Below are 14,314 nucleotides of genomic sequence, written 5' to 3'. Positions count from 1 at the left end.
CCTATAAATCATGAAGATTAGATATTATGGGTTCAGAATAAATATTTTCACCTATGTAACCCTCGTATCTTAACATTGACACTTTAATTTTTATCATTGTTAAGTAACGTCTTTCAATTTCTCTTTTTGTTTGATTATAATGATCATAGATCAGCCAATTTTTAGGAAGGGTAATAATTGCACATCCTTGTTTTTCATATTTTATCGATAACTCACTTTCTAATTTATAAATATCGTTATTATTAAAAACTATTTTTTCAGTAATTCTAATATTTTTTATCGCTAATGGGTTATTTATATTAGGATGAATGATTCTAATATTATTTTTATCAATTCTTTCTAAAATAGGTTTATCAGTTAATGAAAATAATCTTTGTATTTCAATTTTGTAATATTCATGAATACTTTCCTTATTATTTACTACGTCAAACCACTGTGATGAAAATTTAGTTGTACGTTCAAGAGTCCAATCATAAGCCCCAACAGCTTCCCCCCAATAATGAGGACTATTTCCCCAAAAGCCATGCTTAATCCACAATTCAATATCTTCCGACTTAAATAATCGCATAATCATACCGATTAATACTAATACAGAACCGATATAAGGGAATACGCGACCCAATAATTGAAGTATGCTGCCGCTTACTACATGCCCCTCTGCGATTGCCGTTACGCCGGTGGCAATAAAGGTTGGCGATAATCCTATCATACTGCCGCCTGTTCCTCGAGAAACCGCCCCCCAGAAATCGATATCGTCGCCTTTATAAGCCGCTTCTTGGGCTAAAAAGACTTCAAACATCACGGCAATGCCTGTTAGCGCAAGACTGGCATCCATTAAGCCTGCCCGCATTGCCGCCCAACGACTGGTGAACGCCTCTCCGGTTGCTTTATTGATGGCTTGTAATGAAATGTTGAGCCGGTCAAGTTGTCGATATTCCAGCGCTAAATTCCCCTCCGGTGCCATATAGGCGGCAACCCCCAGTATCAGCGCATAGGTTGAATCATTGGCTAATTTACCTTGTACTGTGTAGGTTTCAATATTCACCCAATAGCCGATAAAACTTAAAAAAGTTAATAATTTTACGGCGCCGTTTAATTTTCCGGCGGATTGTTGAAATTGGTGGTAACTTTCGTCGTGAATCTCTAATCTGGTTGAGCTAAATAGCGTTACCGATTTATTTTTAATCGGTGCTTTGCTTGGATTGAGGATTTGTATATTTCCCTGTAAAGCACTTCTCAGTTCTTTTATTTCGTATTCTTTCATTGAAAAACCTAATTTACGATAGACATTCGTAATGTTATTTACTCTTTGTGAACGTGGGTATTGGCGTTTTTTACCCGTTTGATAAGCTTCTCCGGTGATAATTTCCGCCACAACCGTGGTGACAATTTTATCATAGGCATAAACATTTAATCCGCGGATCTCTTGTAGTGCGGCAATCGCCGATAAACCATTTAATACGGTTGAGAGTGCGGTATTTAAACGATTGGCAAAAGGCTGTACTTGGGATTTCAGGTTTTCACTCAATACCGCATTATTCGGGTTAAAGGCTTGAATCATTGTTTGTAGGCCGAAACTTGTTGCGTTCAATCCCCATAACAAACCATGTCCGTAAAGGCAAAATCCATTCAGTATATCTTGCGCATTTTGATGTGCTTTATTGCTTTCATAAGCGGCTAAAAACTCTTCCAATTTATTCGCATTTTTTTCAATTAAGCTGAGATGGGCTTTGGCTATATTCTCAAATTTCTTTTCAAAAAAATGGGGGAGATTGGCTACTTTATGAATAATATTGTAGCCGGGGATATCGGGTAAATTAAACTCTTGTTTAAGGGCTTGGATGATGTCATTTTCTTTATGATCCAGATGTGCGCTGTCCACATAAGGCCTTAATACGGTTTGGTAACACTCCTCAAATGAGGTGTAAGGATTTGCATAGCGTTGCATAAGCCGTTGATATTCTGTCGCTTTGTTTTTGACATAATTATCAATCACGGTGGCTGTGCTAATTGCATATTCGTATTTCGTCAGCTTTTCATTTCGCTGATTTTCCAAATATTGAATATATGATACAAAATCACGGGCGTTGCTAATAATATCCGCTAACCCGACAATAATCCCTCTTTCTGAATATTTAAGCTGCTCCAGTTCTAACTGAATTTTTCCGATAGGGGCAAAGCATTGATAATTTTCTGCGTTTTGATTTAACTCAGGCGCACTTAAATCCAGATCTTTAACTAAGGTATTTAATTGACTAAAAGGGGCGCTGCCTGTCGCTTGGTCGGGTTCTTTAATATTGACCTTTTTCATCCAACTTTGACGTAAACGGGGATCGGTGGCGAGCTTATCTAAAAAAGCAAGAGGCAGCTCAAAATCGGAATACATAATCTCAATGTCAGAAATTAATTGACTTAGCGCAATATGGGGTTGTGATTTTCCTTTGGCACTTTCCCAAGTTTGATAAATATCTTCATTTTCACAATAGTATTGTGTAAAACAATAATCCAACGAGTTTATACCAATGTTCAATTTCAACGCGGTAGTTGGCGAATGATAATGGTAAATATACCAAGCCAACCCGGAGGAAGCCTTGGCGGTAATTCTTTGTGCGCTGCCGCAACCACTGATATTCGCCGCTAAGATATAAATAAATCCGCTTCGTAAGCGACGTAGTTCATAATCGCTTTTTTCGGCTGATGAAGGCAGCGAAGCAGGCGGAGAACTATATTCTCCGCTATTTGCTATTTTAGACAATGCCGCTTGAGTAAGTGCCAATCTGGCGGGATAAAGATAGTAATCGGCTTGACATGGTGCAACGATTCCCGTCGATTCTTTAGGTTTTAGATTTGTCGGTGTATGAGGCGGCATTTTATTCATCATGAAATTTCCTTCTCGATTCTATTCCAAAGCATTGAAATAAATAACGTATTATCATTGCTAACCTGTTGCTTTATTTGTAGCGCTATCTCGTCAAAAGGTAAATTGTTTACTTGTGCGGTCAAATAGCAAACGGTGTAACGATAGCATAACATTTCATTTTCCGTATAACCTTTTTGCTTTGTGTAATTGAGCGCTTTATCTATCTCTTCTGAGGATAACTGTGGAAAATAAGGATGAATGGTTTCATTCAGGTTTTTTCTGATTTCTATCCATTTTTGATGTTTAAAGCCTGCCATCTCCCAATCCGTCATCACGACTGCCGCTGGGAGCGTATCTTCAGGCAAGGCTTTTAAGGTGTAGTAGTGAAAGCTGTTTTCAAATCCCGATCCAAAAGCGTAGATAATATTGTTATCGTAGCCAAAAAACTTATGCAATTTTGCCGGCCGTTTGGCAATGATATGGAGATAATTCCGTAAGACTTTCGGGTCGTAAAAGCGGAAAAAATGCCATTTGCCCCGTTCGTCCTGTAACATCGGGAATTTACGTAAATGTTGATACACCGTATCAAAATCCGCATAGGAATGAATAAAAATCCCGAGATTATCTTCCCAGTTAAATTCATGTAAGGCGGATTTTAGGCTAAACAGCCCCATCATTTCACCGCTGTGAATATGCTCTTCATCACGAATCACTTCAACCAGATAAGGCGCAACCTTTGCCGTATCCTCACCGAACTTGCCTTGGAACAGGCTTTTCATTTTCGCTTTCAGCCTTAATGATTGGAAGAACGGCATTTTGTTGGCATCTAAGACAAAATAGACTTTTAGTGTCGGAGCGTGCGTATCATCGCGATATTGCGCAAGATGGCGCTGTAAAACTGTCTTGTCAATTTGCGGTTTAGGGAAATTGAATTGGACGGGGTTATCTCGATTTTGAAAATCCAGCAGATTGGGTGGAGTCGGAAAATCCGGCCATAACAGCAATCCGACCGCTTCCGGCGCAAAAAGGGCAGGGACACGGTCAAGCTGCATATCAAGAGGCTGAATATTATCAATCACATGACAATGCAGATAGTCAATATTTTCTTCCATAGCCGGCTGTGACGGTTCATCGGTTAAAGGGATGACCCGTATTTCTTCTTCGCTAAGGGTGGAGGCGTGGTATAACAAGCCTGTTCGCCCATGGCGTTGAAAAAACAAATTAGCCGGAATCGGCGCTAACTGAAAACGGAAATATGCAGGTATCTGAGAAAAGTGCGCTTGTGCGCGTTGTTCAAATTCTTCGCGGGTTTGAACAAATGCGGCTAGCGCAACAAATTGGTCTAACTGATGAGCCGCTTGTACATAAGCGGTGGCAAGCCAGAGAGATTTTTCCATAAATAGCTCCAACCAAACGTAGTAAAAAATAACCGCACTTTAAAGTAATACGCATAAAAAGCAATGTTAAAGTGCGGTCAAAATGTGAGAGGTTTTATGATGAATAATCTTGATTATTCTATATGAACCTGATATTCACCGTCTTCAAAGTTAAGGGTAATAGTCGACATTTTCTCTCCGCCGGCAATACGTTGAAGTAATGCCAATGAAAGCGGTGGTAAGAGTTGCCCTTCAAGAATCGCATCAACCAAGCGGGCACCGTTTGCATCCGCCTCACATTGTTTTTCGATATGCTCAAGAATGTTTTCTGCAATGGTGAATGTCGCTTTATAGCGTTCGGAAACTAACTTCTCTAATTTGGCAAGTTTAGCTTTCACAATGCGTTTCATGACATCCGTAGTTAAATAGTGATATTGCACAATTTGCATACGGGCAAGTAATGCCGGTTTAAAGAAAGAGAGCAGTGAGCGACGAAGCTCTTCATCACTTTTCACCGCAAAACGATCATTTGCTGCGTCAAAGCCACAGTTTGAAGTAAGCATAAAGAGAATGTTTTTACAATCAATTAACCGCCCTTCACCATCGGCAAGTTCCCCTTTATCGAACGCTTGATAGAATAAATTCAAGACGTCCGGATGGGCTTTTTCCACTTCATCTAACAAGACGATAGAGTATGGTTTTTGACGAATGGCTTCCGTAAGTAAACCGCCCTCGCCATAGCCTACATAACCCGGCGGTGAACCGATTAAACGGGAAACCGTGTGTTTTTCTTGGTATTCCGACATATTAATGGCAGTGAGGAATTGTTTGCCGCCAAAGATATGTTCGGCTATTTGAATAGCGGTTTCGGTTTTACCTACGCCACTTGGGCCGACCAGTAATAAGGCCCCTAACGGCGTACCGGCTCGGCGTAGATCAGCCATCGCGGTAAGTAGGTTTTTGTGAATTTGTTCAATGGCTTGGGATTGACCTTTAATGTTATCGTTTAGAATTTCAGGTAATTCGGTCAGCTTGGTTAATTCATCACCTGTCATGTTATTGACCGGAATACCGGTTAAATCGGCAATCACGGCAGTAATTTGCTTACTACCCACTTCGGCGTGAATGAGGCATTCTTCCGGTTTAATGGCTTCGTATTCGGCTTTTTTCTCTTGTAATTGATTGATCCATTGCTGACGTTCTTCTTCTGTATAGTCGGCTTCAGAATCAGAAAGTTTTTCACGCAATGCTAAGATTTCATCAACAAGCACTTTTTGTGTTTCAAAACGCGTAGAAAGTGCGGTCTTTTCTTCCGCTAATTCTGCAAGTTGCTTTTCTAATTTTGTTTTCACGCTACTATCAACGGTTTCACCAAGCTGATAATCACGATCAAACTCGTCAATCGCCACATTAATTTCATGGATCTTATTATCTAAATAACTCAAACGTTTCGGCGGTGTGTTTTTTGCTGTTGAAACACGCGCGCAGGCGGTATCTAAAATATCAATGGCTTTATCCGGCAATTTTTTTGCGGCAATATAACGTGCGGATAATTTAGTGACGGTTTCAAGCGCTTCACCTGTGATGTAAACGCCGTGCGTTTTTTCATAAAGCGGTTTCAGACCTCGTAAAATAACAATGCTTTCCTCAATAGAGGGTTCATCGACTTTCACTAATTGGAAACGGCGGGAAAGTGCCGGATCGCGTTCCACATATTTTTTATATTCAGTCCAAGTCGTCGCAGCAATAGTGCGAAGTTCACCACGAGCCAGAGCAGGTTTTAATAGGTTGGCAGCATCACTTCCGCCTTCATTGCCTCCGGCACCGATAAGCGTATGGGCTTCATCAATGAAGAGAACAATCGGTGTTGCACTATTTTTAACAAAATCAATGACGGCTTTTAAGCGTTTTTCAAATTCACCTTTAATAGACGCGCCTGATTGTAATGCGGCAAGATCAAGGCTCCAAAGCTCGACATTTTGTAAATGAGGCGGAACCTGTTTGTTTACGATACGTAATGCCAATCCCTCAATGAGTGCGCTTTTACCTACTCCCGCATCACCCACAACAATAGGGTTATTTTTTCTTCTGCGTGAAAGAATATCAATCATCAAATCAATTTCTTGATCACGCGCCAGCACGGGATCAATATTTCCGGCTAGTGCTTTCGCCGTTAAGTTTTCAGCGAAGCGGGCTAAATCGGATTGATCGGTATGTTTTGCGGTGGGGGTGGAGGTATTTTCTGGTGTGGTTTGAGATTCTGCGGAACCTTTTGCTAAGTTAAGTAAGGATTGTCGTAAGGTTTCTTTATTAATTTGATTTAAGAAGCTCGCAACGGAAGTTGGTAAATAGCGGGAGGCATTTAAGATAAGCGCTAAGAAAATGGTTGCGCTGCGAATTTGTGATTGTTCAAACTCAAGTGAACCAAGCAACCAAGCCTCTTGTAATGCTTCAATTAATAAAGGGGAAAAACTGGGTACTGAATCAATATTACTGTTGGAATGTTGATTGCCTCGCAATAAAAGTGCGGTCAATTCTTCATGAGAAATTTCAAGTTTATTTAAAATAAAACGTACATCTGAGAAGGGATTTTCTAATGATTTAAGTAACAAGTGTGCGGGGAGAATTTCCGATTCGCCACAACTAATCGCATACGCAGCAGATTCTTCTAACATTAATTTAGAGACATCGTTTAATGCGCCTAATGTTGCGCTCAAGTTAATTTTTATCATTATGTAGGCCCTCATATTTATAAAGCGGTTTAAAATATATCATAAAACTTAGATATTCTATTTTTTTACATTTAATTTAACCACAACTATTTTAATTATTTGGTTGGTACGCGCGGAGCATAGGGGAACCCAAACCGGCGTATTAGAGGAAGAAGCGATAGAACGGGCAACGGTTGAAGACGAAACCTCAAAAAGTGGCAACCATTACGAAAACACCCTATTCCTCATCCCCCATCACAAACCTTGGCGCAGCCCGCCAAAAACCCGCCCGATTATTCGCGGCACCCAAGTGGCGCATGTGGGTCGGCCCTGAGGGAGAAGAAATCTACTGTGACGAATGGGGCCGGGTCAAACTACAATTCCCGTGGGACAGACGGAGCAACGGAGATGAACACAGTTCTTGCTGGATACGGGGGCTTCAGGGCTGGGCGGGCGCCCAATACGGCAACATGATGATACCGCGAATCGGCGATGAAGTGCTGATCAAATACCTAAACGGCGACCCGGACCAACCGATTGTAGTGGGACGCACCTACCACAGCACCACCGAACCGCCCTATAAACTACCGGAACATAAAACCCGCACCACAATAAAATCCAAAACCCACAAAGGTAACGGCTTTAACGAACTGCGTTTTGAAGACGAAAAAGACCAAGAAGAGATTTTTATCTGTATTAGTAACACTATACGGTCAAAAATAAACTAATATGAAGTGAAATGAAATAGAAAAGCCCTGACATTACAGGGCTTTTAGCTATTTTTGAAATGAATTGAACTGTGGTGAAAGGCGGGTTTTTATTCCCACTCAATCGTTGCAGGTGGTTTTCCACTCACATCATACACCACACGGGAAATGCCATTTACTTCATTGATAATACGGTTGGAGATCTTACCTAATAAATCGTATGGTAAATGTGCCCAATGTGCGGTCATAAAGTCGATGGTTTCAACAGCACGGAGGGAAACAACCCAGTCATATTTACGACCGTCGCCCATTACACCAACAGATTTTACAGGAAGGAACACCGTGAAGGCTTGGCTGACTTTGTAATACCAATCTGCTTTGTGTAATTCTTCAATAAAAATCGCATCGGCACGGCGGAGTAGGTCACAGTATTCTTTTTTCACCTCTCCCAGTACACGTACACCTAAACCCGGGCCCGGAAATGGATGGCGGTTAAGCATTTCAGCAGGCAGACCTAACGCCAAGCCGATTTTACGCACTTCATCTTTGAAAAGTTCACGTAACGGCTCGACTAAGCCGAGTTTCATATAATCCGGCAGACCGCCCACATTATGATGTGATTTGATTACATGTGCTTTGCCTGTTTTGCTGGCAGCAGATTCGATTACATCAGGGTAGATAGTGCCTTGCGCTAACCATTTCACATTTGGCAATTTTTTTGATTCGTCATCGAATACATCTACGAAGACTTTACCGATAATTTTACGTTTCGCTTCCGGTTCGTCCACGCCGGCTAGTTCGCTTAGGAAACGATCTTCTGCGTTCACTCGGGTGATGTTTAAGCCGAATTTATTGCCGAACATTTCCATCACTTGATCGCCTTCGTTTAAGCGTAACAAGCCGTTATCCACAAATACACAGTGTAAGTTTTTGCCGATTGCACGGTGTAGTAATAATGCGACAACAGAGGAGTCCACACCGCCTGATAAGCCTAAAATCACTTCATCGTTGCCCACTTGTGCTTTAATGCGGGCTACTGCATCTTCAATAATATTTTCCGCAGTCCATTTGGTTTCGCAACCACAAATATTCACCACGAAATTTTTCAATAATTCCAAACCGCTTTTGGTGTGAGTTACTTCCGGATGGAATTGTACGCCGTAGAAATGGCGGCTTTCATCTGACATTGCTGCAATCGGACAAGTTGGGGTTGTACCGGTGATTTGGAAATTTTCCGGTAAACGGGTTACTTTATCACCATGGCTCATCCAGACATCCAGTTTGCCGTCACCATCATTTAGATGATCAAAAAGTGCGGTTGAATTTTCTAAAGAAACGGAGGCATAGCCAAATTCACGATGATCAGAGGTTTCCGTTAAACCGCCTAGTTGCATCGCCATCGTTTGCATACCATAGCAGATACCCAGTACCGGTATGCCTGCATTAAAGACGTATTCCGGCGCGCGTGGGCTGTTTTCTTCTGTGGTGCTTTCGGGGCTACCGGAAAGAATAATTCCCGTTGGATTAAATTCACGGATTTGCTCTTCCGTGACATCCCATGCCCAAAGTTCGCAGTAAACGCCAATTTCACGCACGCGGCGGGCAATGAGTTGGGTGTATTGAGAACCAAAGTCGAGGATTAGGATTTTATGGTGATGAATGTTTGTCATTTTTTACCTTAATAAAATGGTTAATAATGTAATTTTTGAATAATAGTTAAAATTTCGCTCATATCCTTGCCACAATAATCGGCTTCGGATTGGTCAATAAGTATTCGTTTTTCTTCGTAGGCAATTACAGGAATACCGGCAGATTTTGCCGCTTGAATGCCGAAAAAAGAAACCTCAATCGCTACAGTATTTTTTGCTTGCACACCTAGTTTTTCGAGGGTGTATCGATAAATTGTCGGATCAGGCTTACTACGTTCAAATTGTTCGCCACTGACAATGAAATCAAAGTGCTGAATAATATCACATTTTGTCAAAATATTCTGAATATGTTCAAGGCGGGAAGAGGAGGCTACCGCTAATTTGATGTGATGTTGTTTGGCAAAATCAATAATTTTTTGAATATCAGAACGGAAAATTGAAAGATAATTCACTGTTGAAAAAAGTTGGTTGAAAAAATCAAAATAGCGTCGTTTGATTTCTTCCAATGGTAATGATGAATTACTTAGTTTTTTCACGATTTCCGGAATTTCAGACAGCCCTTTCCCAACCACTTCCGAACGTTCGGACTGTGTTAAAGTGCGGTCGTGTTCTTTGATAGATTCGATAAACTTTGCTTGCAAGTTGTATTCTAAAAATTCGGTATCAACAATCACGCCATCCATATCAAAAATAATCGCTTGGAGCATGATAAAAATTCCTACATTATTAACAGTCTTTATTTTTATGAGAATGGCTTTGTAGTTGAATATATAAAAATAGTGGCTGAATAATAAACTAATAATGACAAAATATGTTTTCTATCATAACTATTCACTAGGTATTTATATTTTCTAATATATTTTGATATTTCGTCAAGTTTATACTAAGCCTAATTTTTCTAAAAATTCTTTTTCAGTTAATTTAGGCACATTGTTACCTAAGTAATAAAAAGAAGGTTTACGATCAATATAAATTTCTTGTTCTAAAGTAAATTCATTTTCCGAACAGAATAAACCTGCAGATAGTTCATAATTATTAGTACCCAATAAGTGATAATATAAGTGTGTTCCACATTTCTTACAAAACGCACGCTCCGCCCACTCTGAAGATTGATAACATTGAATGAAATCCTCTCCTAAAATATCTAACTTCTGTTGATAGGTTAAACTAAATAAAGGGCTACTATTCCAACGAACACAATTTCCACAGTGGCAAGCGTGAACATTTTTGTTTTTAGGTACGGAAATAGATACGGAACCACATAAACATTTACCTTTCATTTTTACTCCCTAAATTACTTACGTCCCAAAATAACAGGTGCGGCTTAATCAAAACTTCTTAAAGAACAACCGCACTTTATTTTTTAACAATTAATTCTTTACTGATAAATCATGATCTAACCTATATTTCATCAGTAGCAGTCTATCTGCCGCTCGCTATCCCATTCGATAATTCGGGGCTTCTTTGGTGATCGTCACATCATGAACGTGGCTTTCTTTAATACCTGCACCGCTGATTCGCACAAATTCCGCTTTGGTGCGGAGTTCGTCAATGGTGGCACAGCCCGTTAAGCCCATACAAGAACGTAAACCGCCCATTTGTTGGTGGATAATTTCTTTTAAATAACCTTTATATGGAATACGCCCTTCAATGCCTTCCGGTACGAGTTTATCGGCGGCATTGTCCGATTGGAAATAACGATCGCTTGAACCTTTTGACATTGCTCCTAAGGAGCCCATGCCGCGATAGGATTTAAATGCGCGCCCTTGATAAAGTTCGATTTCACCCGGCGCTTCTTCCGTACCGGCAAACATTGAGCCGACCATCACACAGCTTGCACCGGCGGCGATAGCTTTGGCAATATCGCCTGAGAAACGGATACCGCCGTCTGCAATAACCGGAATACCTCGATCTTTTAAGGCTTCCGCTGCATCGGCAATCGCCGTGATTTGTGGTACGCCCACACCAGTGACGATACGAGTGGTACAGATTGAGCCGGGGCCAATCCCCACTTTCACGGCGCTTGCTCCGGCATCAGCCAGAGCAATTGCACCTTCAGCCGTCGCAATATTACCGGCGATGATAGGAAGATCTGGGTATTTGGCACGGGTTTCACGCACACGTTGTAGAACACCTTCGGAATGACCATGTGAAGAGTCGATTAACAATACATCGACGCCGGCCTTGACTAAGGCATCAATACGTTCTTCATTACCCGGGCCAGCCCCCACTGCCGCACCTACACGCAAACGCCCAAATTCATCTTTACAGGCGTTCGGTTTGCTTTCGGCTTTTTGGTAGTCTTTTAAGGTGATCATCCCTTTTAGTTTGAAATCATCATTGACCACCAACACTTTTTCTACCCGATTTTCGTGCATTAAACGGAAAATTTCTTCACGGGTTGCCCCTTCTTTAACCGTAACTAAACGGTCTTTCGGCGTCATAAAATCAGCGACTGTTTTACTTAAGTCTGAGATAAAACGGGTATCACGGCCGGTGATAATGCCGACCAAGTTTTTATCCGCATCAACCACCGGATAACCGGCGAAACCGTTTTTCTTGGTAAGTTCGGCCAATTCTGCAAGAGTAAGGGTTGGTGAAACGGTAACCGGTTCGGAAACGATACCGCTTTCAAATTTTTTCACTTTACGTACCCGATCTGCTTGGCGTTCAATCGACATATTTTTGTGAATAAAGCCAATCCCGCCTTCTTGGGCAAGGGAAATTGCCAATTTGGTTTCGGTGACTGTATCCATTGCCGCAGAGAGCATAGGGATATTCAGGCGAATTGTTTTAGTGAGTTGGGTCGAAAGATTAGCCGTGTTTGGAAGCACGGTAGAATGTGCCGGGACAAGGAGAACATCATCAAAAGTGAGGGCTTCTTTTTTGATTCTAAGCATAGCAATATTTCCGTCGTTAAAAGTGAATGTTAAAAAATATTGCGGCGGGATTATACAGATTTTGCACCATTTTGAAAACGAAATTTTTCGATTTTATGCTATGATTCGCAAACGTTTTCGTGATGGGAAAAAGTATGAATTTGGTATTATTAACCAGTTTGTCCGATTGCACACCTAAAGTGCGGTCAGAATTGGCGACATTTTCGCAAAATGTGGCTTTTGATGTGCAGCAGTGGCGAGAGTTGGGGCTAAACATTGAAGAACATACCTCACACTACCAATTAATACCGCAATTACCTCTACTCAATTTACAGCAAATTTCAACCGCTCTTTTACCCTATCGGATACATTATGAACCGGTCATTTCCTCTACTAACGAATGGATTTTGCAAAATATTGCTCATCTTCATAAAGGCGATCTTTGTCTTGCGGAATATCAAACGGCTGGTCGTGGGCGGCGTGGTCGTCAATGGTTGTCACCTTTTGCTGGTCAAATGATTTTCAGTTTTTACTGGACATTCGATCCTAAAAAATCGCTCGAGGGATTGAGTTTAGTCGTAGGGCTTGCGATTGCCGAGACGCTTGGTGTGCAAGTGAAATGGCCGAATGATATTTTATTTGATGGGCGGAAACTTGGCGGTATTTTAGTTGAGATTGCGAGCCATAAGAATGGATTACTTAACTTAGTGATTGGCGTAGGAATTAACGTATCTTTACCTGCGCAAGCGGAAATTAGTCAGCCCTATGCGCAGTTGTGTGAAATTAATCCAAATATTGATCGGCAAGCTTTATTTCCAACGCTCATTCAACATTTGTATAGGCGCTTAGCTCGTTTTGAAAAAGAAGGCATTGATGCTGAATTTCAACAAGTATGGCGAAGACACAATGCCTTTTTCAATAGCGAAGTAAATGTGATAACCGAACAGGGCATAATCTCAGGCATTGAGCAGGGCATTGATAAACGGGGATATCTACAGTTGTTATGCGAAAATGAATTACGAACTTTTAATGGCGGTGAGGTATCACTTCGTCGAAAATAAGTGCGGTTAAAATCTCCAGTGTTTTTAACCGCACTTGATTTAAATCACTTTTTGTACGAGGGCGGAAACATCTTCCGCAAATTGCTCCTGCGTCGCCATTTGGGCTATCTGCTCGTGGGAATAGGTTTTGCCGTTATACACCGCTACAATACTGGTATCGCCGATTTGTAGGAAGTTATGCTCACCGAAATCGGTATAACGGGTTGCCCCAATGCTGATTACTGCTTTGGTCGGATAGTCAGCTTGCTTGAGCATTGCAGCGATATGGTTCATCGGACCTTCGTCCTGCTGATTGTTCATTCGATCCACAATCCAATCCAATAATTTTTGATGAAAATAGCTATACCCAACCGCAGGGCTGTCGATACCGTACTCATTCAATACGCCGTTGCGTTTGTGGAAACAGGCGATATGGTAATCGTCTAAGATACCGCCGGCGGTAAACTGATCGAGAGCGATCCAAGTGGGCGAAATGCCTTTCGATTTTTCGCCCCAATTCTTTTTTTCACAAATTTTACGAGCATTCGGACGGCGGATTGAGCAGTCATTATAAGCAGCAAAATGGGTTGGCTTTAATGCGATAACTTGCTGATTTTCATACTGAATATCGCAAATCAGCGCAATTTCCGGCTCAATTTGCAGGTTATCTGCATCATTTGGAAAGCAAATTTCGGTATTTGAAAGAGGATAGGTGGCAAGAAATTGGTATTCTCCAAGGTTATCACTTGGCACATAAAATGGAAAAATTGCTTTCGGTTGCACCGCTTCAACGGTTTTGACTTGCAAAAAATCCACCGCCTCGCCCGCCTGTTCTAAATGACCGGCAAAATTGCCTGCCACGCCTAAGCCGATAAATGTAGTGTTCATAGTGTTCTCCTTTTTTGTAAAAAATGGGTTAAATTCTACCGCTTGTGTGGTAAAAAATCAGTAGTAATAAGAATAAGAAAAACGCCTTAATTAGATTAGAAATAAAATATAGGAGGTTTTAATTATTATTTCTCTCAGACAAACAGGCGGATTTTCAGTAGAATTGGCGGAATATTGTATAATGATTGCACTTAAATAGGGAGT

At 41.2% G+C, this 14,314-nt stretch carries 9 protein-coding genes and 1 pseudogene; 2 read left to right on the top strand and 8 right to left on the bottom strand.

Annotated elements, in window-relative coordinates; all coding sequences use genetic code 11:
- Position 1: 1 nt before the first annotated feature.
- From PNEUHYL_RS01525 to tssH, 3 genes are all read right to left on the bottom strand, one after another.
- Positions 2–2,881, bottom strand: a complete 2,880-nt coding sequence (locus PNEUHYL_RS01525; RefSeq protein WP_255204417.1) for a toxin VasX — start codon at positions 2,879–2,881, stop codon at positions 2–4.
- Positions 2,878–4,257 carry a DUF4123 domain-containing protein gene (locus PNEUHYL_RS13530; protein WP_059365515.1) on the bottom strand — a complete coding sequence of 460 codons (1,380 nt, stop codon included), beginning with the start codon at positions 4,255–4,257 and terminating at the stop codon, positions 2,878–2,880. Before PNEUHYL_RS13530 ends, PNEUHYL_RS01525 begins: the two co-directional genes overlap by 4 nt.
- Before the next feature lie 113 nt (positions 4,258–4,370).
- The gene (tssH, locus tag PNEUHYL_RS01515; RefSeq protein WP_059365512.1) at positions 4,371–6,968 is read right to left on the bottom strand and encodes a type VI secretion system ATPase TssH; all 2,598 of its coding nucleotides are present in this window, start codon (positions 6,966–6,968) and stop codon (positions 4,371–4,373) included.
- A gap of 100 nt (positions 6,969–7,068) precedes the next feature.
- On the opposite strand from tssH, the pseudogene tssI reads away from it, so the two are divergent.
- A pseudogene (gene tssI, locus PNEUHYL_RS13555) lies at positions 7,069–7,639 on the top strand (type VI secretion system tip protein TssI/VgrG); the annotation flags it as partial.
- 125 nt (positions 7,640–7,764) lie between these two features.
- On the opposite strand, the gene guaA reads toward tssI, so the two are convergent.
- The 4 genes from guaA to guaB all read right to left on the bottom strand — a co-directional run bounded on the left by guaA (position 7,765) and on the right by guaB (position 12,203).
- Entirely contained in the window at positions 7,765–9,324 is a 1,560-nt protein-coding gene (gene guaA, locus PNEUHYL_RS01505) for a glutamine-hydrolyzing GMP synthase (protein WP_059365508.1), read from the bottom strand.
- A gap of 20 nt (positions 9,325–9,344) precedes the next feature.
- Positions 9,345–10,010, bottom strand: coding sequence for an HAD family hydrolase (locus PNEUHYL_RS01500; RefSeq protein ID WP_059365506.1), 666 nt, complete (start codon positions 10,008–10,010; stop codon positions 9,345–9,347).
- A 171-nt stretch (positions 10,011–10,181) separates the two neighbouring features.
- Positions 10,182–10,583, bottom strand: a complete 402-nt coding sequence (locus PNEUHYL_RS01495; RefSeq protein WP_059365505.1) for a GFA family protein — start codon at positions 10,581–10,583, stop codon at positions 10,182–10,184.
- A gap of 156 nt (positions 10,584–10,739) precedes the next feature.
- Positions 10,740–12,203, bottom strand: a complete 1,464-nt coding sequence (gene guaB, locus PNEUHYL_RS01490) for an IMP dehydrogenase (RefSeq protein WP_059365504.1) — start codon at positions 12,201–12,203, stop codon at positions 10,740–10,742.
- Between the two features lie 134 nt (positions 12,204–12,337).
- Here guaB and birA point away from each other — a divergent pair, with 134 nt between their 5' ends.
- Positions 12,338–13,243 carry a bifunctional biotin--[acetyl-CoA-carboxylase] ligase/biotin operon repressor BirA gene (birA, locus tag PNEUHYL_RS01485; RefSeq protein ID WP_059365502.1) on the top strand — a complete coding sequence of 302 codons (906 nt, stop codon included), beginning with the start codon at positions 12,338–12,340 and terminating at the stop codon, positions 13,241–13,243.
- A 39-nt stretch (positions 13,244–13,282) separates the two neighbouring features.
- On the opposite strand, the gene PNEUHYL_RS01480 is transcribed toward birA, so the two are convergent.
- Complete coding sequence (locus PNEUHYL_RS01480) at positions 13,283–14,110, bottom strand: DUF5718 family protein (RefSeq protein WP_059365500.1); 828 nt, start codon at positions 14,108–14,110, stop codon at positions 13,283–13,285.
- Positions 14,111–14,314: the final 204 nt, after the last annotated feature.

The organism is Rodentibacter caecimuris (assembly GCF_001019715.1).
GTDB classification, from domain to species: domain Bacteria; phylum Pseudomonadota; class Gammaproteobacteria; order Enterobacterales; family Pasteurellaceae; genus Rodentibacter; species Rodentibacter caecimuris.
The sequence above is the reverse complement of the archived record's forward strand: the minus strand, read 5'-3'. Positions and strand labels throughout refer to the sequence as shown.

Bases quoted from the DNA above. Each gene is read 5' to 3' on its own strand.
- PNEUHYL_RS01525 (WP_255204417.1), bottom strand. From the start codon at position 2,881: ATGATGAATAAAATGCCGCCTCATACACCGACAAATCTAAAACCTAAA.
- PNEUHYL_RS13530 (WP_059365515.1), bottom strand. From the start codon at position 4,257: ATGGAAAAATCTCTCTGGCTTGCCACCGCTTATGTACAAGCGGCTCAT.
- tssH (WP_059365512.1), bottom strand. From the start codon at position 6,968: ATGATAAAAATTAACTTGAGCGCAACATTAGGCGCATTAAACGATGTC.
- guaA (WP_059365508.1), bottom strand. From the start codon at position 9,324: ATGACAAACATTCATCACCATAAAATCCTAATCCTCGACTTTGGTTCT.
- PNEUHYL_RS01500 (WP_059365506.1), bottom strand. From the start codon at position 10,010: ATGCTCCAAGCGATTATTTTTGATATGGATGGCGTGATTGTTGATACC.
- PNEUHYL_RS01495 (WP_059365505.1), bottom strand. From the start codon at position 10,583: ATGAAAGGTAAATGTTTATGTGGTTCCGTATCTATTTCCGTACCTAAA.
- guaB (WP_059365504.1), bottom strand. From the start codon at position 12,203: ATGCTTAGAATCAAAAAAGAAGCCCTCACTTTTGATGATGTTCTCCTT.
- birA (WP_059365502.1), top strand. From the start codon at position 12,338: ATGAATTTGGTATTATTAACCAGTTTGTCCGATTGCACACCTAAAGTG.
- PNEUHYL_RS01480 (WP_059365500.1), bottom strand. From the start codon at position 14,110: ATGAACACTACATTTATCGGCTTAGGCGTGGCAGGCAATTTTGCCGGT.